Genomic DNA, 21,421 nt, shown 5'->3' with positions numbered 1-21,421 from the left:
GTTATGTCTGCACCTTTTCTATTTCCTTTAGGAAACGGGAAGGGTGCATTTTTTTGCCCTGTTCCTGCCGGATGGCAAGCAGATAGAGGTTTTCTTTTGCCCGGGTCATCCCCACATAAAAAAGTCTGCGCTCCTCCTCGATCTTTTCCCTGCTATCCGCCTTTTTGGACGGCAGGATGGTCTCGTTGCAATCTAAAATAAAAACTGTATCAAACTCTAAGCCCTTGGCTCCGTGCAGGGTGTATAGTCCTACCTTTCCCTCTTTATCCAGAGATTTTTCCTGATTGATGCGGTCTATGGCGTCTCTTTCTATCTCCCACTGCTCTATGATCTGCCCGGTCGTTTTCGCATTTTTTGCTGTCTCTTTTAATAGACCAATGCTCTCCTGCCACTTTTGGTATTCCGCATCATCCCTCGCCTGCTTTTTAAGAAAAGCCTCATAGCCCAGCCTTTTGCAGATGAAGGTGATCGCCGCCGGACCGGACAGGCTGCGCATGAAGTTGATGTCCCCTTCCAGTTTTTCTATTGTCCTCTGCATTCCGGGCTGATCCTGATAAAAATGCTTCCATGCCTCAAAGGTCGTCCATTCCCGCGTCACACTTGCCCGCTGTAAAAAACGATCCGGCCGATTCATGATGCGGAACAGATCCGGGCGGTGCAAAAGCGGGGAGCCCAAACGCAGATAGGCGATCAGGTCTAACATAACAAAGTGCTTGTAGGGATTTGGCACAGCATCCTTGACATAAAAAGGAATCTTTTCATCCTGCAATGCCTCGATGACGGATCCAATCTGGGCGTGATTGCGATATAAGACCGCCATATCTTCCCAGTTTTTCCCTCCTGTTCTCTGCTGCTTTAGTATTTGCATCAGGTATGCGGTCTCCGCCTTTTTATCCGCAAGCGACACGACCTCTAAATTGCCCTTCCCCTCCTTCTGTCCCAGAATCTCTTTTGTAAAACGAATTTCATTGTGGGAGATCAGGGCAAGGGATGCCTGTAAGATTCGGGCTTTGCACCGGTAATTATCCCGTAATTGTAAGATCTTTACCCCCGGATAATAGTTTTCAAAAGAAAACATGAGATCCGGTCTGGCACCGCGAAATCCATAAATGGACTGGTCATCATCCCCGACAGCAAAAAGGTTGTTGTCCGGCAGTGCTAAAAGACGGATGATCTCAAATTGCAGGGCATTCATATCCTGCACTTCATCCAGCAAAAGATAGGAAAAACGCTTCTGCCATTTGGAAAGGAAGGATGGATCTTTGTAAAGAAGTTCCCTGGTCTTTACCAAAAGGTCATCATAATCCAAAAGGTGATAAACCTCTTTTCTCGCTTCATAATGTTCATACAATTTTATGATCTTTTCATTGGGAAAATAAGGGGATGCATACTCGGCTAAAGCGACCATGGTATTTTTGATATAGGAGATCTCCTGTTCCATATGCAAAAGATCGTCTTCTGCACAGGACATCTTCACCACATAAGCCGTCTCTTTTAAGATTGCCTGCTTGCTCTTATGATCCAGCAGGCGATATGTCCGAAAGCCCGGTTCCCGCCTGAGCATGCCGTAAAAAACAGAATGGAACGTTCCAAAGACGACCGGGTACTCCTGCCCCATCAGTCCTATGAAACGTTCCTTCATTTCCAGTGCTGCGGCCTTGGTAAAAGTGATCACAAGGATCTGTTCCGGTGGAACGCCTCCTTTTGTAATAAGATGTTGGATACGTCTGGTAAGCACATAGGTCTTGCCACTGCCCGGACCGGCCAGGGTCAGACAGGGACCGCTACCATGACATACTGCTTCCTCTTGCGATGGACTCAGCATATGGACTCCTTACTACTCTTCTTTACTTTTCCTCAGACCTTATATAGATTTTAGATTTCTCTCTGCAACTTTTCGATCGCTACACGGATCCTTGCTAATGATTCCTCTTTGCCGATGACTTCCATGATCTCGGTTGCGCCACCCGGAGTCATCTGTTTGCCGGAAACCGCTGTACGGATCGGCCATAATACATAACCATTTTTGTAGCCCTTCTCCGCTACGAAATCACGGATGCATGCATAGATTGCATCATTGGAATAATCATCCAATGCTTCCAATACCGGAAGGATCTCCTGCAAGACCGTAAGGGAAGATTCCGGGCTTGTCTTCATTTTCTTGTGAGCGTACATGGAAATATCGTATTCCGGTACTGCCTCAAAGAAATCGATATGATCTGCGATATCCGGGAATACCTCGATCCTTGTCTTTACCATGGCTGCGATCTTCTTAAGATCATAGTCCTTGGTGATGACCTGACGGATATACGGCTCAGCCATCTCGTAGAACTTGTCAAAATCCATGGCTTTCAAATACTCGCCATTCATCCAGCGCAGTTTTACCGTATCAAAAACAGCCGGGGACTTGCTCATATGGTGATAATCAAATACCTTTACCAGTTCCTCTAAAGAGAAGATCTCCTGATTGTCTACCGGGCTCCAGCCCAAAAGTGCCACAAAGTTGATGATGGCTTCGGTCAAAAATCCCTGGTCTAAAAGATCCTCATAAGAAGAATGACCGCTTCGCTTGCTGAGTTTCTGATGTTCCTCATTGGTGATCAGCGGACAGTGCACATAGATTGGCACTTCCCAGCCAAATGCCTCATACAGGCGGTTATACTTCGGAGAAGATGATAAATACTCATTTCCGCGAACTACATGGGTGATCCCCATCAGATGATCGTCTACAACATTGGCAAAATTGTAGGTTGGATAGCCGTCCGACTTGATCAGGATCATGTCGTCCAATTCTGCATTGTCTACGGTAATGTCGCCATAGATCTCATCTTCAAAAGTGGTTGTGCCTGTTCTCGGGTTGTTCTGACGGATGACATATGGCTTACCGGCAGCCAGATTGGCCTCGATCTCTTCCTTTGATAAGGACAGGCAATGCTTGTCATAAATGGAGATCTCTTTGCCGGCAACCGTCTGCTTTAAACTGTCTAATCTCTCCTGATCGCAGAAACAGTAATATGCCTCGCCCTTGTCGATCAGTTCCTTGGCATACTTTAAATAAATACCCTGTGCCTGACGTTCGCTCTGGACATATGGTCCAACGCCGCCATCCTTGTCCGGCCCCTCGTCATGGATCAGTCCGGTACTTTTCAAGGTACGATAGATGATATCTACCGCTCCCTCTACATATCTCTCCTGATCTGTATCTTCAATACGGAGAATAAAATCTCCGCCCTCATGCTTTGCGATCAAATATGCATATAATGCGGTACGAAGATTGCCCACATGCATGCGTCCTGTCGGACTCGGTGCAAATCTTGTTCTTACTTTGCTCATTTTAAAACCTTCCTCATCTAACAATTTCTATCTAATACATCATAGGAAAGTTGGCAGGTTTTGTCAAACAGGAGATGGCAAAACCTGCAATTTATTTTATCCGATCTGCACTTGGATCTCTGCGCTGAAATCTCCTCCGATACTTTCTGTCCATCTTTATAACGGATCGCTGTGAGTATTCCCGGATGGTATGGGAGTTCAAACAATACAGCATTTGGCATTTCCTGACTGCATGTTACGCCATCGACTCTTTTTCGGGCAACCGCTTGTCCATTACATACCAGTTCTACTTCCTCTGCTTGGGAAAATACCAGCACTTCTACCATCTGCCCTTCTCTTACATCAATCTAGCACCTTTTCTTAATTATTTCATATGCTAAAGAATGAATCATGCAGAAAGGATTTGCGAATGAAGCAAAGACAAAATCAAGATCATCCCTCCTGCCGTGCAAAGATGCATCCCGGCAGTCTGGAGAACTTCGCTGTTGCCATGGGCTACGTTCCCTGGCAATATCTGTCCAACTTGTACGAACCAGATAAGGCACTGAAGGTCGGTACCATCTTTCCGGAACTCAACAAACCATTTGACGGAAGGAGAATACGCTCATGATGCAAAATCGCAGTCAGGAACAACTGCTCTATTGGATCGACATGGTCAGCATGATGCTCGTGGATCTGACCGAGTATTTAGATACGCATCCTTTCGACGAGGCGGCAATGGATCATTTTAACCATTACCAGTCTCTCTATCAAAAGGCCCTAAAAGAATACGCTGAGGTCTACGAGCCACTGACACTGTCTACAGCACATCCGGAGAATATGTGGACTTGGGGACTGTCAAAAAATCCATGGGAAAGGAGTGCCAACTAATGTTTCAATACGAGAAAAGATTACAATATCCCATTCATATCAAGCAGACAAACCCGCAGGCTGCCGCCATCATCATCAGCCAGTATGGTGGTCCCGACGGCGAACTCGGAGCCTCCCTCCGTTATCTGTCCCAGCGATATACCATGCCTTATCGTGAGGTTGCGGGGCTTTTGACTGATATCGCGGTAGAAGAACTCGGCCATCTGGAAATGGTCTCCACCATCGTCTACCAGTTGACTGACGGTCTGTCCCCGGAGGAGATCAAGGCCAGCGGTTATGATAAATACTTTGTAGACCATACCTTAGGTGTCTATCCGCAGGCTGCCTCCGGCACACCATTTTCCGCAGATACCTTCCAATCGACCGGCGATACCATTGCCGATCTATACGAAGACATGGCGGCGGAGCAAAAAGCCCGCACCACCTATGATAATATTCTTCGTATGGTAAAAGATCCCGATATTGTAGATCCGATCCGCTTCCTTCGTGCCCGTGAGATCGTTCACTTCCAGCGTTTCGGTGAAGCCATGCGCATCGTCTGCGATCATCTGGACTCCAAAAACTACTATATGTTCAATCCGTCTTTCGACTCTTAATTGGTCTTGGCATCCTGTGGAGGCTGCATATTGCCGCCTCCCTGGGCAGGACCGCCCTGTCCCATCTGTGGCATATCGCCATTCTGGCTCATATCACCCTGTGGTCCGCCACCCATATCGCTGTTCATATCCTGTCCGTCCATAGGTCCGCCGCCCATGGTACCAACGCTTCCTCCGGCAGAGATCACCATAGAATCTACCGTAAAGGTCTGGTCTTCTGTGCCGTCCACAGTCACAGTGTAAGTCTCTCCACTGGTCCATGCCATATTTTGAAAATGATGTATTGTAAATGCCATATTTGGATAAAAGATTCTCGAACCATTTTGGCATGGCATCTGAGATCTTTACTTCCATCAGATAATAGCCCGGTGTCAGCAAAAGTGTCGTGTTCTCGTCACTTTGCAGAGTCAGATTATCGGTGCGGCTGCGGATCGCCACATCAAAGGTAACGCGGAAATCCGGGTCGTCCTTTCCAAACATTGCCAGCCTGTCATAAGCGATATTGCGCTTTGGTCGGATCCCATAATGGGTAAAAAAGTAATCCACTTCCCGATAGATCTGACCGGTTTCTTTTGGCGCATCTCCTTCTTCCAGATACTTTTTGGCTTCTTCCCTAGATAAGGGGATCCGTCTTTTATTGACCAGTCCGTTATATTTTTTCTTGATCTCAAAAAAATAGGTAGAATCCTCTGCCATATAGACATCCAGTTCCTTTTTAAAGACCTCATAGGTCTTTTGATCCAGCAGATATTTCTTTTCGTAACGGTTAAAGACTTTTTGGATCATATGCCCTACCTCCTTATCTGCTTTTATTCTAAAAAGGCAAAGTGATGACTATGTGAAGATGACCTGAAAACTAAAAGAAGTCTTACGACAACAGGTTTTCTGCTGTCATAAGACTTCTCATTTTCTGCTATTTTTCTACATCTGATAAAAATTCAGATTTTCACGGAGTTCCGGTGTGATCGTACCACCCTCGCGTTTATACTTTTCATATAAGCCTTGCAGGCGTTTGTAATTTCTGGCATTGTTTGTTTCCAATTTACCTATCGCATCCGCAAACATAGGATTGGTCTTTAGGTCTGCACGATATGCCTTGGAAAACGGACAATAGGTAAACATGATCTGGCGCACATAACGGTTGAGACGGAAGCCGCCCTTTGCCTCATATTTGATCCAGTTCTGATAATCCTTGACAAAGATCTCCCGGAAATTGTTCTTTGCCCTGGCCAAAGCCCCCTTGATCTGGTCTTTGGTCTCTGCGGACAATTCCCGGTTCTTGCGGTAGAACTGCAGATAATCATAGTAATCGCTTGTCAGCGACCGTTCGCGGATATCATTCCAGCGCACACCCTGGATCTTTCGGCACATCTCCCAGCGGTATCTGCCACAATTTTCTAAGATAGCCTCCTGTAGATCCACTGCGGTAAAGATCGGTATCATAAAGCGCGCCGGTGTATCGTTCCTGACACTTGCCGTCTCCTGCCACATCATGGCTCTGGTGCCGGCATTTGGCATGAGGATGACATCCGGCAGGATCTCCTCCATGACCATCTCATTTTTGATGAGATCACTTGTCCCGGTCCTTGGCAGCATCGGACGGTAAAAGAGGGAATAATCTATCTTTCGTACCGTGTTAAAGGCATCCTCGATCCGATCTGCCGTCACGACCATTTTATCTAAGCTGTTAAAGAGATCTTTTTCGCAAAGAACCGGTGAGAACATGGTGATATTACCATAGGTCACACGGTTGACGGATGTAAACATATTTTCCAGTTCATAGCGTGCCTTTGCCTTTTGATCCTGCTTTCTCCTTGCCACTTCCTCTTTTGTCCACTCGCCCCGGCGCAGACCATCATTGAGATAAGCCGTATAGTCCATATCAAACTCGTTCTTGGACGGCTCCTTTTCTCCCTCGTAGACTGCCCGCAGCCAACGGAAAATGGTAAAGACATGGTCGGAAGCACACATATCCAGATGGGCTGACAACTGGTAAAGTTCGCTGGTCTTGTCCTCGCCTAAAAAGCCCTGATCAATATAGGCAAAATTGAAAAACATCTCCATGACCGGCGTGATCTTTTTCCTGCCCTCCACTGCCTGTAAAAAGCAGTCCCAGTACAGTTCATAAAAGACTTTTCCCACCTGCTTGCGCAGACGATAGGCTGCCTCATCCTTATTGTCTGCATCTTTGACTTTTTCGTATGCCACAAAGAGTTCCTGCATTTCCTGATACTTGTCTCCCTCGTATCCGGCAAACTGCAAGATATACTCCAGATCTGTCTTGCACTCCTGGTCCACAGCCGTCTCTTTTTCTGTATTGGACGCATATTCTTTTGCGCAGGAAACCAGCAGTTCCTCCTGAAAAATGCCCAGTTCCTTGGCATAGCCCAACTGCTTTTCGATCAGTTTCTTGATCTCACCATCATCCCCGCCTCTTGCCTTTACTCCGCTTTGCAGTAAAAGGGAAGCATGAAAAAGATCGCTTCGTACTTGACTAAAGAGAGCATCCCGGTTGTTGCGCAGATAATTTGTCATCTCCCGGATACCTCTGGCGATTCGATGCATCTGGGCGGATGCCTCCATGATCGAGCCAATGCAAAGATCCTCGTCCGTCTCCATAAGGTTCAGATATGCATCCAGTGCCCCACGGATCAGGCTGTTGCTATTGTTGATCTCCCAGTTTTCTGCCTTATGCTGCATCTCCAGTGGCGTGATATTTGCCACATCCAGAGATTGCTTTGCCTCGACCTTACTGCGGGCACACAAATAAACATACTCCTCATACAAAGTATCCGAAAGATTTTGAAACTGCCGGACCTTGTGATACATGTCCGCATAGGCACAGAACAACTGGTGCCTTTGCAAGAGGGCACTGCGCAAAAAGATCCTGCGCATCTTTGGCTCTGCCGCCAGAAACTGCTTGAGATCATTGACCCCCTCACAAGGAAAGACATAAAGTGTAACATCCGTACTGGCATAATAGTCACAGATAAACCAGTCCTGCTCCAAAATACCTATGATAGCATTTGGTCCCAGTGTCGTCTCCTCAAATTCGTGTCGTAAGGTAACATTTCCCTCCTGTACGATATACCAGGCACTTACCTTATCTTTTCTCTTTGCTACATTCTCCCCTGCTTTCAGATGAATGACTTCCATCCTCCGCTCCTTTCCACAGTCCAAACCACAAACTACTCCTGCTTCAGACCGCACAATTTATCCACGGAGGAAATGATCTCTATAATCTCCGGTACATAATGTTCATGTTCCGTCATCAGACGATCGATCTCATTTCTCTCACTCTGCACGATCTTCCGGTTATCCTCGATGTGTCCCCTGATCTTTTGTCTTCGTTTTACCAGATTGTGTTTGATCTCCACCATCTCGTCTTCATCTATGAGTGCTTTGGTCTGATCCAGCCAGATCTTTCGATCATACAGATCGATCCTTTGTAAAAGTCGGATGAGGCGGCCGTTGAAATATTCCAGATCGTCATTGTTGCGCAGGAATTTTTCCTTCTCTTTGACAGCCGTCACATACTGTTCCCAAGTGTAATTGAGTTCGGTCGAATTGTGTACGCCGTACTTATCCTTTGTATATTCCACCGCTTTTGTCACATTGGCATATTTCATGCATACGACATTTAAGAGGTTGATCGCCTGATTTTCATTGCGGGTCGCCTGCCGCATCTGTTTTTGCAGATAAATGCTGCGGAAATAAATGATAAAGCCGCCCAGAGCACCCACGATAAAAAGTACCAAAAAGGCAACCGTCATATCCATCTTTGTCGCAAACTGTATGACAAATAAGAGGATCAAAAGCGTTGCATAAAGCAAAAATACTAAGAGAGATGCCCGCTTGATGATCTTGCGTTCCTGGGTAATGTCCTCGCGCTCGATCTCCCACTGGTTCTTCTGTGCCTCTAGGATATTTTTGTCCCGCCGCACCTTGTCCTGATAACGCTCGTTTTCCAACATCCGGTGGATGGTCTGCGGTACATCATCCTCATTCTGCTCCATCAAAAGGAACTGGCTGTCCGAAATATTGTAAGAGGCATTCTCATAAGCCTGACGCGCAGCATTCAACTGCTCGATATTGGATGCCGCTTCCCGGATTGCCTGTCTGGTCTCATCCGGCAGCCCCTCAATGGTCTGGATATCCGTCAGATAGGAAGTGACAACACGGTATTCTGCCTTTTCTTCCTCGATCTCTTTGGTCAAGGCAATGATCTGCTCGCAGGAATCCAAAATGTAGTGTTCCAACTTCTTGGGATCATTCCAGTTGTCGATGGTCTCGATCTCCTGATATACCTTGGCAAAAGCCTCATCGATCTCCTGTTCTTTTTTTCGTTTCTTTCCAAAAAATAACATGCCTTTCTCCCAGCTGCTGTCTTTTTAAATGCGACACAAGTGATTGTAATCGACTTTCCAACTGCTCAAAATAGATCCGATCACCTGTGATCTGCCCGTTTCGGTCGCAAGTGCCTTTTGTATTTTTTCATCGAAAACATGGATCTCTTCGAGGGTACTGAGCATGGTGACTTCCTCGCAGATCTCATCTACCATATCCTGCGGGATAAAGTATTTGTCTACCAGTTCGTCGAAATGCTTCTGATCCTTGTTGCAGCGCAGTGCCGCCAGCATAGACCGGAGCGACTGCGTTTTGTGGTTGCGCTTGTAAGCCTCCTCAAAGCAGAGGGATGCCTCGCCAAAGAAAAACAACCTTCCGTAGGCAACGCCCAAGTTATGCCAGATATCTCCTTCAAAAGCGGTCGGTCCATGTGTGACCGCCGGGTCATCTAACATCTTTTCATATTCAAAAATAGCATCCACAATCTTATCTTTTTCCATCAGGCGGTCTGCCCGCATTTTCTGGCACTCTGTCGGACTCTTGTTCTCAAAAGACGCTATCGCCTGCAGCAGGTCACGGATCTCCACACTGGTCAGATAACCACTGTAATTTAGAATCTGTCCGATAAAAATATGCAACGGTGCCTGATTGGATAGGGTATCCAATAACTGCTTTTCCAGATCACGTGCCCCCAGTTCCCCGCCGATCCACAGACAGAGTTCCTTGGATGCAAATTCTGCATTTAAAAGATAAACATTGTGTGCAATATAATAACTCAATTCTTCCAAAGAATAGACATTCAGCGCGCCATCCTCGATAAAATAAGGATTGGCTGCTATGGATTGTCTACATAAAATCAATTCACCCATCGGATGCCTCCTTATTCTTCCAGACAGACGGTATGCTCCCATGTACGGTTGGACGATGGTGCGATCTCCCCAAAGCCTAAGTCACGGATCGTGATCTTGATCTTACGGTCAGAGATCGGTTCTGCCGTAATACGAAGCCTGCTGGTCCTGCGTTCTCTTTCTACCATGTCCGTCAATTCCAAAAGTTCTACGTGAGCCTCCCTGCTCTCCGGCCGCTGGATCCAGACCTCGATCTCCGGTGTTCCGTCCAAAATGACCTCACATTCGCCCACCTCATCAAACCAGGACTGTCCAGCTGTGATCAGAGTAAAAAACTGCATTTCATTGCCCACCAAGACCTTGAGGTAGAGATTTAACTTGAGTTCATTGTCTCCGATATAGACAAAAGGCCAATCCTGCTTCCCATCCTTGATAAAGCCTGCATAACAGGCGCCCTTGGAGTAAAGATTCTTTCCCACAAAGACCTTTCTGGTATGGCAAAGATACTGCAAAGATGCCTTCATCCAGTCTCCGTCAAAACCATCTCCGATCAGATAAACCGCCGAAACGACCTGTCCGTCGATCACATCCTGGGCGATCTTTTGAAACTCGCCGTCCTTTTGGTCTAAGAGTTTGCCATGATTTTTCTGATCTAAGTTGATGACCTGAGGTGTCGTATGCATATTACGCCGCAAGCGGCAGGACACCATATCCGACTCAGTATAGTCAAACATGACTACATCATGTAAAAAGGTCTCCGGTCCCTGGCTCAGTGCATAATAGTAAAAACTTTCCCTGCGGTCGATCAGAAGCAGTTTGTCTGTCTCGATCCCCAGTTTTACCATGATAGCCGAAAAGAGTTCCATGTATTCCACACTGACCTTGTCCAGACAGATGACAAGTTTTGTTAAAGGCATCATGGCTTGGGCGCTTCCTGCCAAAGAGAGGACACGCTTTAAAAAGATGGCAAGCAGATCACTCGCCGCGTACTTTTCATGCTCCAAAAAGACTTCTTCCCCAGTTCTCGCCTTATCAAGAAGATCTTCTACGCCAAGCGCTTCCCCGGATTTAACACGCACTTTTGCTTCGCGTCCGAAGAACCACTGACCAACGCCCTTTTTCTTGGCAAGGGCGGTCGGGATCTGATAGGACTCGCTGCCCATGATCGTGCTGATCGTCTGTGGCTCTTTCATATGCTGTTGGTAAATGCTGATCATGGTATATTTTTCACTGATATCCATACCAAGATACAAGCCCACATTCTCCTGTTCCATAAGTGCCTCTTATACTGTCGTAAATAGTTCCTTTGTCACCTGATCCAAGCCCTGATACTGCTTCATCAGTTCCAACAACTGCCCGTCTTCATGATAGAGGTAGGCATTTTGCATGGCATTCAATAGATCGTAGCGATCCAGATTGCCCTCCTGCAGATCACTGGAAATGGTCAGGTCATCCGCACATACCGGCAGGTCAGCTACCGCATCTGCATACAGGGCATAATGAATGGTCTCTCCGAAAAAGACAACGAACTGCTTGACGAAGATTCCCTCGTACATCTCGATCATTTCTTCCGTGATCGGCTGCCCATCATCAAAACGATAGGTGATGGTGATCCGCTCTCCCGGATTGCCCCGGTATTCCACAAAATGTTTGTCATACAGATGATACTTGATGATCAGTTTATGATCGACATTCTTGTAGAACTGGAAATAGACATTCCGCAAGATGTAATACTGCAAGAGTTGATCCAAAAGGGCAAACTCTTTTTCATCCAAGGTATCCTTGCCGGATAGATATTTCATGTATGCCAGATTGCAACTTTCCTTTAACTCGATGCCTTTTGCAAAATAATAGGAAAGATAGTCAAACAACTTGTCTGGCACATGTTCCTTTGAGAGCATATATGCATGCGCCCAGTAATTCAGATAAGCCTCGATCAGCATGCGGTCTTTGCCACGCGCCAGATAGGAATCATAAATAGCCGCCGTTTCCTCCATGCAGTTTTCCGCATACAAGGTCTGGAATAAAATATTTTCTTCCAGCGCCACCACGGACATTTCTTCTGCTTTTGCCGCCTGCCAGAGATAGATCATATCCGGGCTTGGTCCCACATAGTTTTCTGCCAGATAGGATACCGTTGCCGGTGAAGTCTGCTTCTGTCCCAATAAATAGCCACACAAAGAAAGTAAAAATTCATCTTCTGCAAATTCAGTCGTCAACAGCCTTTCGGTGCACATCTGTAAGAGCAGGCGGTCATCCACCTGCAATCCGTAATAGTCCTGCATGAGGGCATAGGCTCTCTCATAGTCCTGCCGCTGGATGAATAAGGAGATCACAAAACCTCTGGTCCTTGCATCCAACTGCCCAAAGTCCACATGCTTTGCAAAATGTTCTTCTAAGACTTCTTCCCTGCAATGATCCTGTAAAAAGCCAATAAATGCACTGTATTTTTCCTGTTTATAACGCTTGGAAACCAGCGAAGAATCCAAAAATACCTGCATGCGTTTTACATCATCCAAGGTATAGTCTTCCGCTTCTTTTTTCTCCGCAAAATCCGCAAGGATAAAAGGAAGGGAAAGCGGTGACAAGTGTTCCAGCCTCTTGATAAAACGCTCCGGGTACATAAGCCTTTGTAGGGTGTATGCCTTGTGATCGCTGATCAGGGTGCCATTCCCCGTCTCGAGCAGTAACCGGTACTGTCCCGGCAGGATCGGAATACATGCCTGATGGTCTTGTACCGGGATCACGATCGGCATTTCATACTGCTCCTGATAGATAAATGCACGGGTGATGTCCGGATAAAGGCAGACCAGTTTTTTCATAAAGACCATGCCCGAGATCAGATGCGCCATCTCCTCATCGACTACGCCCATCTCCAGAACATTCTGATAGATGATCGCCAGATTGTCATTCATGCGATTGGCTTTCATCTGCTCGATCGCAAAAGTTTCGATGTTGCGCAGATACTGCTCATAAAGCCCCGGTGCCTTGCGTCTTTCCGAAATGATATTGGCATAAAGAAGTGCCTTCTTTTGATATGGCAGATTGCAACTATAGCGGAAGTACATAGTCACCATCTGCGGCAGTTCTTCCGTACTGTTGTCCGGCATGGAAAGCATATAAGCCTCATACAAGCCGCTCAGACGCAGATCCAGACGGATTGCCTCGCGATACCAGTCCAGATACTTTTCCTGAAACATCTGGTTGCGCAACAAATAAGATACCAGAACAGAAAAGGCTTCCTCGCTATGCTCCACCTCGTATGCCTTCTGTGCGATCAAGAAAATGTGCGGATCAAAATCTTTGACCTTTTCCATCACATGCAAGACCTGCATTGCCACATCTTTGGTAAAGGTCACATGTCTTGCTGCCCAGTATAAGATCTTGGTCGCATGCGCATCAAAGGCATGCAAAAGATAAGGATCCTGCACATACATGGCATATGCCTCAATATATAAAAACGGTGTATCGTTATCTGCTTCGATCCATTGTAAAATGGCTTTGAGTTTCCGCGCCGGATTTTCCATATATTCTTCTCGCAAAAAAGATAAAAACCAGAAGAGTCTGACATCCTCCGGGTGCTCTCGAAAGATAGTCTCGATCTCTTTTGTCAGGCGGTCGACATAGGACTTTTCCTGCTCGATCAGGGTGCAGAGATACAAAAGATATGCCCAGAGAACGCTCTGCTTGTCTGCGATCTCCCGCTTCATATCGGAAATGATCCAAAGTGCCTCCTGCCGCTTTTTGCCCACGATCAGGCACTGCGCCTTCATCAGGCGATACCATGCATTATTCGGGCGGCGCTCTAACAGTTCATCTAAGATCTGTACCGAGCCATCACACCACTCGCCTGTCGTGATCTGGCGGAAACGATACGCTTTGTAGGTATCCGTCAAATCTGCCAGACACTCTTTATCCCTGCGCCATGGAAATTCCTTTTTTTCATCTTCCTGATCAAAGGTCGCCATGATGTCAATGACACGCACCGTTCCCTTGCAGGAGAATGTGATCCGCGCACGGTTAATGCCCGCGTGCATGCGGTTCTTGTGTATATAATAATTGAGAAGCATGGTAGAACCAAGAAAATAGTCTGTCGTAATCAGATCTTTTTCCACAGTGACAAAAGGACTGTCACTCTCCACTGTGATCTCAATATAGCCCCATGTATTCTTGGCAACCACTAAGGTCTCCTTGCGATTTTCGCTCACGCGGTAAAATTCTTCCTTGCGCTCGCGCACCGTAAAATCGACGGCATCTTTTAAGCCCACCGCCACTAAAAATTCTTCTAAATTGGCTGAAGACGGTAAAGCCTTACGATAGCCGGTATAGACCATGCGGACTGCCTTTTCCTGTCTTGCAATGAACTTTTCAAAAGCCTGCGAATAAAACAACTGCATGGCTTCTGCCCAATGTCCCTGTGCAAGACTTGCAAAATCGGATAAACTTGTGATCTCGCCTGTAGATGCATACAGGCGGTCTGCCTCAAATTGCACATCAAAAGGAAGGCGACACTCCCTCTGGTTACATACAATGGTAAAATAACCGGTAAGCCTGTCCCCTTCTTGATAATCCTGACCCAGCACTTCAAAACGGATCGTCGCTTCCATCCCGTCAAACTGCGGCTTTACGATGCGCACATATGGATTGGAAGAATAGACGATTCCCCGGATAGAGACCTCATTGGTAGAGTGCATGAAAAACTCACCCTGTAAGCGTTCTCCCTGCCTGCCACGCACGGTGACTGTCTCCTCTGAAAATGCTATCTGCGGCCTTCTGTTGTCAAATTTATCTTCTGACATCCGCCAGATTCGTTTTCGCAAAATATGACACCCTTTTCCTGCCGTTTTGTCTTCTGTCGGTTGCAATTTTCGACGCAAAAAGACTATAATGAATTATAAACTATTTAAGAAGGACATGCAATAAACTTTGTCCTTTGCAGGAGGAAAGCATGCTTACACATAAAGACCATTTCCATGGCAGCGACTTAGAAAAAATAGAGCAGATCTACGGTATCCGCAAGGAAGATATCATAAGTTTTTCAGCCAATGTCAATCCCCTGGGTATCTCACCGAAGTTGCGGGAGCATCTGGCAAAACATATCGACTGTATCACGACCTACCCTGACCGGGAATATTCTTCCCTGCGTCAGTGCATGGCAGATTATGTCGGCACAGAAAAAGAAAACATCATTGTCGGCAACGGCTCTACCGAACTGATCTCCCTTTTTATACAGATCGAGCATCCAAAGAAAGCCATGATCTTAGGACCTACCTATTCCGAATATGAAAGAGAAGTTTCTCTCGGTGGAGGGACGACCGTCTACTATCCGCTCAAGGAGGAAAGCGGTTTTAAACTGGATACCACCCACTTTACCTCAAAACTGGATGATTCCATTGATCTTTTGATCCTCTGCAATCCAAACAATCCTACCTCCAGCTGCATTTCCTTGGATGATATGCGTACCATCCTAGATGTCTGCAAGGAGCATGGTATCTATGTCATGGTCGATGAGACCTATATCGAGTTCGTTGAAGATGTAACTCATACCAGTGCCGTCTCACTGACTGCCTACTACAACAATATCATCATCCTGCGCGGCACCAGCAAATTCTTTGCTGCACCGGGTCTTCGTCTCGGCTATGCCATTACCGGCAACGAAGACCTGCTCCGTAATATGAACCAGCGCAAAAATCCATGGATGATCAATTCACTTGCTGCGATCGCCGGGGAACTCATGTTTCAGGATGACGAATATATACAGGCGACCAGAGATCTGATCAGCACGGAACGCGCCCGCTGTTATCAGACAATGCTAAATTCCAAGCGTTTCCATCCATACAAGCCGACTGCGAATTTCATGCTCATACGCATTATGGATGAAGACTTAAACAGCGGTATCCTGTTTGACCGCGCCATCCGTGAAGGGCTTATGATCCGGGATTGCTCGACTTTCCCATTCTTAAATGACAAATATATCCGCTTCTGCTTTATGGATCCTGCGGATAACGACCGGCTTTTGGATTGTCTCTTACGTTAGATCACTTATTTCATATGATGCAAAAAAGAGAAAGGCGAATGCAAAAGATGCAAACGCCTTTCTCTTTTATTCTGTTCTCATAAATTATTTATTCTGGAAGTATTCGTGAATACCCTTTGCAGCAGCCTTTCCTGCACCCATGGCAAGGATAACTGTTGCTGCGCCTGTCACGGCATCACCGCCTGCGTAAACAGCTTCTTTTGAAGTTGCACCATCGTCCTCACAGATGATGCATCCTCTCTTATTCACATCAAGTCCTCTTGTCGTAGAAGAAATGAGTGGATTTGGAGAAGTACCAAGTGACATGATGACGGTATCTGCCTCGATCTCATACTCAGATCCAGGAATTTCCACCGGTCTTCTTCTTCCGGATTCATCCGGCTCCCCCAGTTCCATCTTGATGACACGAACGCCCTTGACACAACCGTTTTCATCTACTAAGATCTCGGTCGGATTCTGCAATAGATCAAAGATAACGCCTTCCTCTTTTGCATGATGTACTTCTTCCACTCGTGCAGGAAGTTCTGCTTCACTACGACGGTAAACGATATGTACTTCTGCGCCCAGACGGAGTGCTGTTCTTGCAGCATCCATAGCAACGTTACCACCACCGACAACAACGACTTTCTTGCCGCGTGCGATCGGTGTATCATAACCTTCCTTAAATGCTTTCATCAGGTTATTTCTGGTAAGGAATTCATTGGCAGAGAATACGCCCTTTGCCTGCTCGCCCGGGATTCCCATAAATCTAGGAAGACCTGCACCGGAGCCGATAAAGACTGCCTCAAATCCTTCTTTTTCCATCAACTCATCAATCGTTACGGAACGACCGATGATAACATTTGTCTCAATCTTAACACCAAGAGACTTTACATTTTCTACTTCTGCGGCAACAACCTTGCTCTTCGGCAGACGGAACTCAGGAATACCGTAAACCAGTACACCACCTGCTTCGTGCAGTGCCTCAAAAATAGTAACATCATAGCCAAGTTTTGCCAGATCACCGGCACAGGTAAGTCCTGCAGGACCGGAGCCGATCACTGCGACCTTGTGACCATTCTTTTCGCTAGCGCCCTGTGGCTTGATGCCATTTTCTCTTGCCCAGTCAGCCGTGAAACGCTCCAGTTTTCCGATGGAAACGGCTTCGCCCTTGATTCCACGGATACACTTGCCTTCACACTGGCTCTCCTGTGGGCAGACACGTCCACAAACGGCTGGAAGTGCAGAAGACTCGCTGATCACTTCATATGCCTTTTCGATGTCGCCATCTTTTACAGCTGCGATGAAATCCGGGATCTGAATGGAAACCGGGCATCCCTTGATACACTGTGCATTCTTGCAGTTCAAGCAACGGGATGCTTCTTCCATAGCCTCTTCTTTATTGTATCCTAAACATACTTCTTCAAAGTTAGTGGCACGAACCTTTGGATCCTGCTCACTGACCGGAACTTTTACTAAAACATCACCCATTACTTGTCACCTCCACAATGTCCGCATCCGCCGTGGTGTGTATCACCTTCCTGTAAAGCAAGCATCGCGCGACCTTCTTCTGTCTTATACTGCTGCTGTCTGGACATAGCCTGATCAAAATCAACCAAGTGACCGTCAAACTCCGGTCCGTCCACACATGCAAATTTTACCTGATCTCCAACAACCAGACGACAAGCACCGCACATTCCGGTACCGTCTACCATGATCGGGTTCATAGATACGATCGTCGGGATACCAAGTTCTTTGGTAAGTTTGCAGACGAATTTCATCATGATCATAGGTCCGATGGCTACACACCAGTTGAACTCCTGACCTTCGTCTACCAATGCCTGCAACTGATTGGTTCCCATTCCATGGAAGCCATAAGAACCGTCATCTGTTGTAACACAAAGTTGTGTGGCAACTTCACGCATTTCATCCACATAGAACAAAAGATCCTTGGTACGGGATCCCATGATCACGGTCGTTTCTACGCCATGCTCTTTCAGCCATTTTACCTGTGGATAGATCGGTGCGGTCCCCACGCCGCCCGCGATAAAGACGATCTTTTTCTTCTTTGTCTCCTCGAGGTTCTCCTCTACACACAGTTCTGACGGCTGTCCCAGCGGACCTACAAAGTCCATAAAGGCATCTCCCACAGCAAGGTGTGACATTCTCTCTGTGGATGCTCCTACGGTCTGGAATACGATCGTGATCGTACCAGCCTCTCTGTCATAATCGCAGATCGTCAGTGGAATTCTCTCTCCCACTTCATCGATCTTGGCGATGATGAACTGTCCCGGCAGACAATTATCTGCCACTCTCGGTGCCTTCACATCCATCAAGAAAATCTTGTCAGCAAGTTTTTCTTTTTTTACGATTGGATACATAGTTTTCCTCCCATTTTCTTATTTTCTATTTGATATGCCGATCCTTAGCGGATTTCTCGCCTCCTAAGTGGAATACACAGCATATAAAATACGATTCTTCTGTTAACCCTGTGTTAAGCCTGTCTTTAACTAAAGTAAACCAACTCGTCCTGTGGTTTTTCTGCCGGTTTCATCTCGATCGGATAAAGGATCGGACCCTTGCCCTTATATTCTCTTGCAAATTCAACCTTGATACGTGCGGTAAGGTCGATCCAGGAGCGATGCTCCGGTGTATTTTCCATGCCGGTCTTGCACATCATGCCAAGGAAGGTAATGTCCTCCACGCAACAAGTCATGGCAAAACGTCCCGGCACGATAACGCCGCGCTTTAACTTACCATCCTTTGGATTGTAGACCAAACCTAAGAAATGCACTTTCTTGCCATCGTATTTCTTTGGATTTTCCATGCAGTCCATAAACCAGAGGGCATAATCTGCATCGGAAATCTCGATCACATCTGCATTGATGTCAAAAGGAAGTTCTTCCTCACGATCGTCGATCGTACCATCGGCTCTCTCATAAACGATCTGCGCCGGACGGTTGACTGCCTTGATATTGCCACGGAACTTGCTCTTTGGCGTGTTGTCATCACAGCGGTTGAAGATAACAACTTCTGCCTGAAAGAATTGCTCCATCATCATGGAACGCATATTTGCCATATACATCTCAAAAGTCGTTGCATCCACAGTAGCGAGGGACTGCACGATCACCCAATTCTTTGGAAGCTCCATCTCATAGACTTCGCCTACGCCCCAGGTTCCATTGTATTCAACGAAAACGACATCCGGACGGTACTGGTCTGCAATTTCCTGTAAATGCTCTGTATTAAACTCTGCTTCTGTATCAATGGTTGCGACAGATGCGTTGATCGTCTTTAACTTTTCGGTGTCATACTCCACATCGCCGTCTTCACAGGCAATGATGAGAATACGGTCATCATCTTCAGCAAAGCCATTTTCAAATAGGGTTTCCTGGATCAAAGTGGTCTTACCACTATCCATAAAACCCGTGAAAAAATATACCGGTATTTCTGCCATAATCTTTCCTCTTTCTTATAATTCTATGTCCTATCAGAAGATAGAGTATCGCCATATTTAGGCGATACCGAAGAGTTCCTCTAACTGATGTTCGTCAATATCTGTACCGATAACTACCAGACGTCCTGTGTAATCCGGCTCACCGGTACGCAGTTCGTACTCGCCATCTACCAGATCAAAGTAGATCCATGTGCCGTCAGTAGACTGTACCATACCCTTGGAACGGATGACGGTTCCGTAGTCTTCTGTCTCAGCAAATGCCTTCAGAGCATTCTCGATCGTTGCACGTTCAAAGATGTGCGGTGTCTCTTTGCCCCAGCTTGTAAATACATCATCTGCATGATGATGTTCATGGTCATGGTCGTGACATCCACAAGTACATCCTTCGCCATGCTCGTGATGATGCTCGTGCTCGTGGTCATGATGGTGTTCATGCTCGTGGTCGTGATGGTGTTCGTGCTCGTGGTCATGGTCGTGATGATGTTCATGCTCATGTGCCTCGTGTGCTGCTTCTGCCAATGTCTTCATTTCAAGATTATCCTGTCCTTCGATAACCTTTAAAATCTGACTTCCCTGAATTTCATCCCAAGGTGTTGTAATAATCGCAGCTTTTGGATTGAGCTTTTGAATCTGTTTTACGCAAAACTCCAGCTGTTCCGGTGTAGCCTTCTGACTTCTGCTCAATACAACCGTTGTTGCATATTCAATCTGATTGTTAAAGAATTCGCCAAAGGCTTTCATCTGCTTCGATGCCTTTAATGCATTTACAACCGTAACAAGTGCGTTTACCTTAACATCATGTGTCTTTTCTAAATCAATCACAGACGCCATAACATCTGATAATTTGCCTACACCTGATGGCTCTATCAAAATACGGTCTGGTGAAAATTTATCTAAAACTTCCTGTAAATTCTTTGCAAAATCTCCTACCAATGAGCAGCAGATGCAGCCAGAGTTCATCTCTGAAATCTCAATACCGGAATCTTTTAAAAATCCACCATCAATACCAACTTCACCGAACTCATTCTCTATTAATACAAGTTTCTCACCAGTGTAAACTTCATCAATCATTTTCTTGATAAATGTTGTCTTACCTGCTCCTAAAAATCCAGAAATAATGTCAATTTTTGTCATAATTTCATCCTTCTTTCTCTTGACTTTCTGCTTATAAATATAGCAACATATATTATAGCATAAATCCATTTGTGTACAATGGTCGAAATTTTCCTTTTGTGGAAAAAAAGATTATGCAAAAACCACAAAATATTTTTTTAAAATGGAGGGTAATTCTATGGATCCAAAGAGAGAACATCACAAAATATTAGCCAATCAGTTGATTAAAAATCTGGCAAAACGTCATATGGAAGGATTTTACTGTGAAACACCAGAAGAGGCATGTAGCCTTGCTTCTTCGCTTATGAAACAAGGTTCTTCTGTATCCTGGGGTGGTACGATGACCATGAAAGAAATTGGTTTGGACAAAGTAATTGCCAACCGCTCTGATTTGATTGTCTATGACCGTGCTAACGCAAACTCGCAGGAAGAAATTGATGAAATCTATCGCAAAACTTTTTCTGCAGACAATTTTATCATGAGTACAAATGCCATTTCCCTTGATGGACAACTCGTAAACATTGATGGCACAGGAAATCGTGTTGCTGCACTTATCTTCGGACCAAAGCAGGTCATTGTTATTGCCGGCATGAACAAGGTCTGCCATGACTTAGATAGTGCTATGGTGCGCGCAAGAAATATCGCATCCCCACCAAATGCTCTTCGATTTGACAAAAAAACACCTTGTACCGCAAATGGAAGTTGCGGTGACTGCCTTTCTAATGATTGCATCTGTAATCAGATTGTAATCACCAGAAACAGTCGCGACGAAAACAGAATCAAAGTAATCCTTGTAGAAGGTGAATGGGGTTACTAAAATAACCCACAAAATGCCTGTCTT

19 protein-coding genes are annotated in these 21,421 nt (G+C 46.0%); 5 read left to right on the top strand and 14 right to left on the bottom strand.

The annotated features are described in order from the left end of the window. Nucleotide 1 precedes the first annotated feature (1 nt). The 3 genes from DW183_RS05895 to DW183_RS05885 are packed head-to-tail and all read right to left on the bottom strand — an operon-like array spanning nucleotide 2 to nucleotide 3,659. Entirely contained in the window at nucleotides 2–1,825 is a 1,824-nt protein-coding gene (locus tag DW183_RS05895; RefSeq protein WP_118281051.1) for an ATP-dependent helicase, read from the bottom strand. Nucleotides 1,826–1,875: 50 nt separating this feature from the next. Continuing rightward, a complete protein-coding gene (gltX, locus tag DW183_RS05890; RefSeq protein WP_118281050.1) occupies nucleotides 1,876–3,333 on the bottom strand; it encodes a glutamate--tRNA ligase in 1,458 nt (485 codons plus the stop codon). A gap of 17 nt (nucleotides 3,334–3,350) precedes the next feature. After that, on the bottom strand, nucleotides 3,351–3,659 hold the full coding sequence (locus tag DW183_RS05885) for a DUF4982 domain-containing protein (protein ID WP_118281049.1): 309 nt from the start codon (nucleotides 3,657–3,659) through the stop codon (nucleotides 3,351–3,353). A gap of 83 nt (nucleotides 3,660–3,742) precedes the next feature. Here DW183_RS05885 and DW183_RS05880 point away from each other — a divergent pair, with 83 nt between their 5' ends. The 3 genes from DW183_RS05880 to DW183_RS05870 are packed head-to-tail and all read left to right on the top strand — an operon-like array spanning nucleotide 3,743 to nucleotide 4,799. Further along, entirely contained in the window at nucleotides 3,743–3,943 is a 201-nt protein-coding gene (locus tag DW183_RS05880) for a spore coat associated protein CotJA (RefSeq protein WP_330416318.1), read from the top strand. Continuing rightward, entirely contained in the window at nucleotides 3,940–4,203 is a 264-nt protein-coding gene (locus tag DW183_RS05875; RefSeq protein ID WP_243069521.1) for a spore coat protein CotJB, read from the top strand. The genes DW183_RS05880 and DW183_RS05875 overlap by 4 nt, the downstream gene beginning before the upstream one ends. Then, on the top strand, nucleotides 4,203–4,799 hold the full coding sequence (locus DW183_RS05870) for a manganese catalase family protein (protein WP_118281047.1): 597 nt from the start codon (nucleotides 4,203–4,205) through the stop codon (nucleotides 4,797–4,799). Before DW183_RS05875 ends, DW183_RS05870 begins: the two co-directional genes overlap by 1 nt. On the opposite strand, the gene DW183_RS12735 is transcribed toward DW183_RS05870, so the two are convergent. The 7 genes from DW183_RS12735 to DW183_RS05840 form a co-directional block, all read right to left on the bottom strand. After that, a complete protein-coding gene (locus tag DW183_RS12735) occupies nucleotides 4,796–4,927 on the bottom strand; it encodes a hypothetical protein (protein WP_256386581.1) in 132 nt (43 codons plus the stop codon). The genes DW183_RS05870 and DW183_RS12735 overlap by 4 nt on opposite strands. Continuing rightward, the gene (locus DW183_RS05865) at nucleotides 4,893–5,585 is read right to left on the bottom strand and encodes a polyphosphate polymerase domain-containing protein (RefSeq protein WP_118281046.1); all 693 of its coding nucleotides are present in this window, start codon (nucleotides 5,583–5,585) and stop codon (nucleotides 4,893–4,895) included. Before DW183_RS05865 ends, DW183_RS12735 begins: the two co-directional genes overlap by 35 nt. A gap of 135 nt (nucleotides 5,586–5,720) precedes the next feature. Next, nucleotides 5,721–7,955: a cyclic nucleotide-binding domain-containing protein gene (locus tag DW183_RS05860; RefSeq protein WP_118281045.1), complete on the bottom strand. Its 2,235-nt coding sequence runs from the start codon at nucleotides 7,953–7,955 to the stop codon at nucleotides 5,721–5,723. A gap of 32 nt (nucleotides 7,956–7,987) precedes the next feature. Continuing rightward, nucleotides 7,988–9,166: a hypothetical protein gene (locus DW183_RS05855; RefSeq protein ID WP_118281044.1), complete on the bottom strand. Its 1,179-nt coding sequence runs from the start codon at nucleotides 9,164–9,166 to the stop codon at nucleotides 7,988–7,990. 24 nt (nucleotides 9,167–9,190) lie between these two features. Beyond that, a complete protein-coding gene (locus DW183_RS05850; protein ID WP_118281043.1) occupies nucleotides 9,191–10,015 on the bottom strand; it encodes a hypothetical protein in 825 nt (274 codons plus the stop codon). 11 nt (nucleotides 10,016–10,026) lie between these two features. Next, the gene (locus DW183_RS05845) at nucleotides 10,027–11,268 is read right to left on the bottom strand and encodes a DUF5716 family protein (protein ID WP_118281042.1); all 1,242 of its coding nucleotides are present in this window, start codon (nucleotides 11,266–11,268) and stop codon (nucleotides 10,027–10,029) included. A gap of 9 nt (nucleotides 11,269–11,277) precedes the next feature. After that, entirely contained in the window at nucleotides 11,278–14,814 is a 3,537-nt protein-coding gene (locus tag DW183_RS05840) for a DUF5717 family protein (RefSeq protein ID WP_147403369.1), read from the bottom strand. A gap of 128 nt (nucleotides 14,815–14,942) precedes the next feature. Here DW183_RS05840 and DW183_RS05835 point away from each other — a divergent pair, with 128 nt between their 5' ends. Then, a complete protein-coding gene (locus DW183_RS05835; protein WP_118281040.1) occupies nucleotides 14,943–16,031 on the top strand; it encodes a pyridoxal phosphate-dependent aminotransferase in 1,089 nt (362 codons plus the stop codon). Nucleotides 16,032–16,115: 84 nt separating this feature from the next. Here DW183_RS05835 and gltA read toward each other — a convergent pair whose 3' ends face one another. From gltA to DW183_RS05815, 4 genes are all read right to left on the bottom strand, one after another. Then, the gene (gltA, locus tag DW183_RS05830) at nucleotides 16,116–17,501 is read right to left on the bottom strand and encodes an NADPH-dependent glutamate synthase (RefSeq protein ID WP_118281039.1); all 1,386 of its coding nucleotides are present in this window, start codon (nucleotides 17,499–17,501) and stop codon (nucleotides 16,116–16,118) included. Beyond that, nucleotides 17,501–18,391: a sulfide/dihydroorotate dehydrogenase-like FAD/NAD-binding protein gene (locus DW183_RS05825; protein WP_118281038.1), complete on the bottom strand. Its 891-nt coding sequence runs from the start codon at nucleotides 18,389–18,391 to the stop codon at nucleotides 17,501–17,503. Before DW183_RS05825 ends, gltA begins: the two co-directional genes overlap by 1 nt. Before the next feature lie 125 nt (nucleotides 18,392–18,516). Continuing rightward, nucleotides 18,517–19,470: a TIGR03943 family putative permease subunit gene (locus DW183_RS05820; protein WP_118281037.1), complete on the bottom strand. Its 954-nt coding sequence runs from the start codon at nucleotides 19,468–19,470 to the stop codon at nucleotides 18,517–18,519. A gap of 54 nt (nucleotides 19,471–19,524) precedes the next feature. Then, nucleotides 19,525–20,601 (bottom strand): CobW family GTP-binding protein, encoded by a 1,077-nt coding sequence (locus DW183_RS05815; RefSeq protein WP_118281363.1) that lies wholly within the window; start codon nucleotides 20,599–20,601, stop codon nucleotides 19,525–19,527. A 157-nt stretch (nucleotides 20,602–20,758) separates the two neighbouring features. Here DW183_RS05815 and DW183_RS05810 point away from each other — a divergent pair, with 157 nt between their 5' ends. Next, complete coding sequence (locus tag DW183_RS05810; protein ID WP_118281036.1) at nucleotides 20,759–21,397, top strand: lactate utilization protein; 639 nt, start codon at nucleotides 20,759–20,761, stop codon at nucleotides 21,395–21,397. Nucleotides 21,398–21,421: the final 24 nt, after the last annotated feature.

Origin of the sequence: Roseburia sp. AM16-25 (genome assembly GCF_003473825.1) — a bacterium.
GTDB classification, from domain to species: Bacteria; Bacillota; Clostridia; order Lachnospirales; family Lachnospiraceae; genus Pararoseburia; species Pararoseburia lenta.
This window is presented reverse-complemented; position numbering and strand designations above follow the sequence as displayed.

Coding starts and splice junctions, on each gene's coding strand:
- DW183_RS05895 (WP_118281051.1), bottom strand. CDS start 1,825: ATGCTGAGTCCATCGCAAGAGGAAGCAGTATGTCATGGTAGCGGTCCC.
- gltX (WP_118281050.1), bottom strand. CDS start 3,333: ATGAGCAAAGTAAGAACAAGATTTGCACCGAGTCCGACAGGACGCATG.
- DW183_RS05885 (WP_118281049.1), bottom strand. CDS start 3,659: ATGGTAGAAGTGCTGGTATTTTCCCAAGCAGAGGAAGTAGAACTGGTA.
- DW183_RS05880 (WP_330416318.1), top strand. CDS start 3,743: ATGAAGCAAAGACAAAATCAAGATCATCCCTCCTGCCGTGCAAAGATG.
- DW183_RS05875 (WP_243069521.1), top strand. CDS start 3,940: ATGATGCAAAATCGCAGTCAGGAACAACTGCTCTATTGGATCGACATG.
- DW183_RS05870 (WP_118281047.1), top strand. CDS start 4,203: ATGTTTCAATACGAGAAAAGATTACAATATCCCATTCATATCAAGCAG.
- DW183_RS12735 (WP_256386581.1), bottom strand. CDS start 4,927: ATGAACAGCGATATGGGTGGCGGACCACAGGGTGATATGAGCCAGAAT.
- DW183_RS05865 (WP_118281046.1), bottom strand. CDS start 5,585: ATGATCCAAAAAGTCTTTAACCGTTACGAAAAGAAATATCTGCTGGAT.
- DW183_RS05860 (WP_118281045.1), bottom strand. CDS start 7,955: ATGGAAGTCATTCATCTGAAAGCAGGGGAGAATGTAGCAAAGAGAAAA.
- DW183_RS05855 (WP_118281044.1), bottom strand. CDS start 9,166: ATGTTATTTTTTGGAAAGAAACGAAAAAAAGAACAGGAGATCGATGAG.
- DW183_RS05850 (WP_118281043.1), bottom strand. CDS start 10,015: ATGGGTGAATTGATTTTATGTAGACAATCCATAGCAGCCAATCCTTAT.
- DW183_RS05845 (WP_118281042.1), bottom strand. CDS start 11,268: ATGGAACAGGAGAATGTGGGCTTGTATCTTGGTATGGATATCAGTGAA.
- DW183_RS05835 (WP_118281040.1), top strand. CDS start 14,943: ATGCTTACACATAAAGACCATTTCCATGGCAGCGACTTAGAAAAAATA.
- gltA (WP_118281039.1), bottom strand. CDS start 17,501: ATGGGTGATGTTTTAGTAAAAGTTCCGGTCAGTGAGCAGGATCCAAAG.
- DW183_RS05825 (WP_118281038.1), bottom strand. CDS start 18,391: ATGTATCCAATCGTAAAAAAAGAAAAACTTGCTGACAAGATTTTCTTG.
- DW183_RS05815 (WP_118281363.1), bottom strand. CDS start 20,601: ATGACAAAAATTGACATTATTTCTGGATTTTTAGGAGCAGGTAAGACA.
- DW183_RS05810 (WP_118281036.1), top strand. CDS start 20,759: ATGGATCCAAAGAGAGAACATCACAAAATATTAGCCAATCAGTTGATT.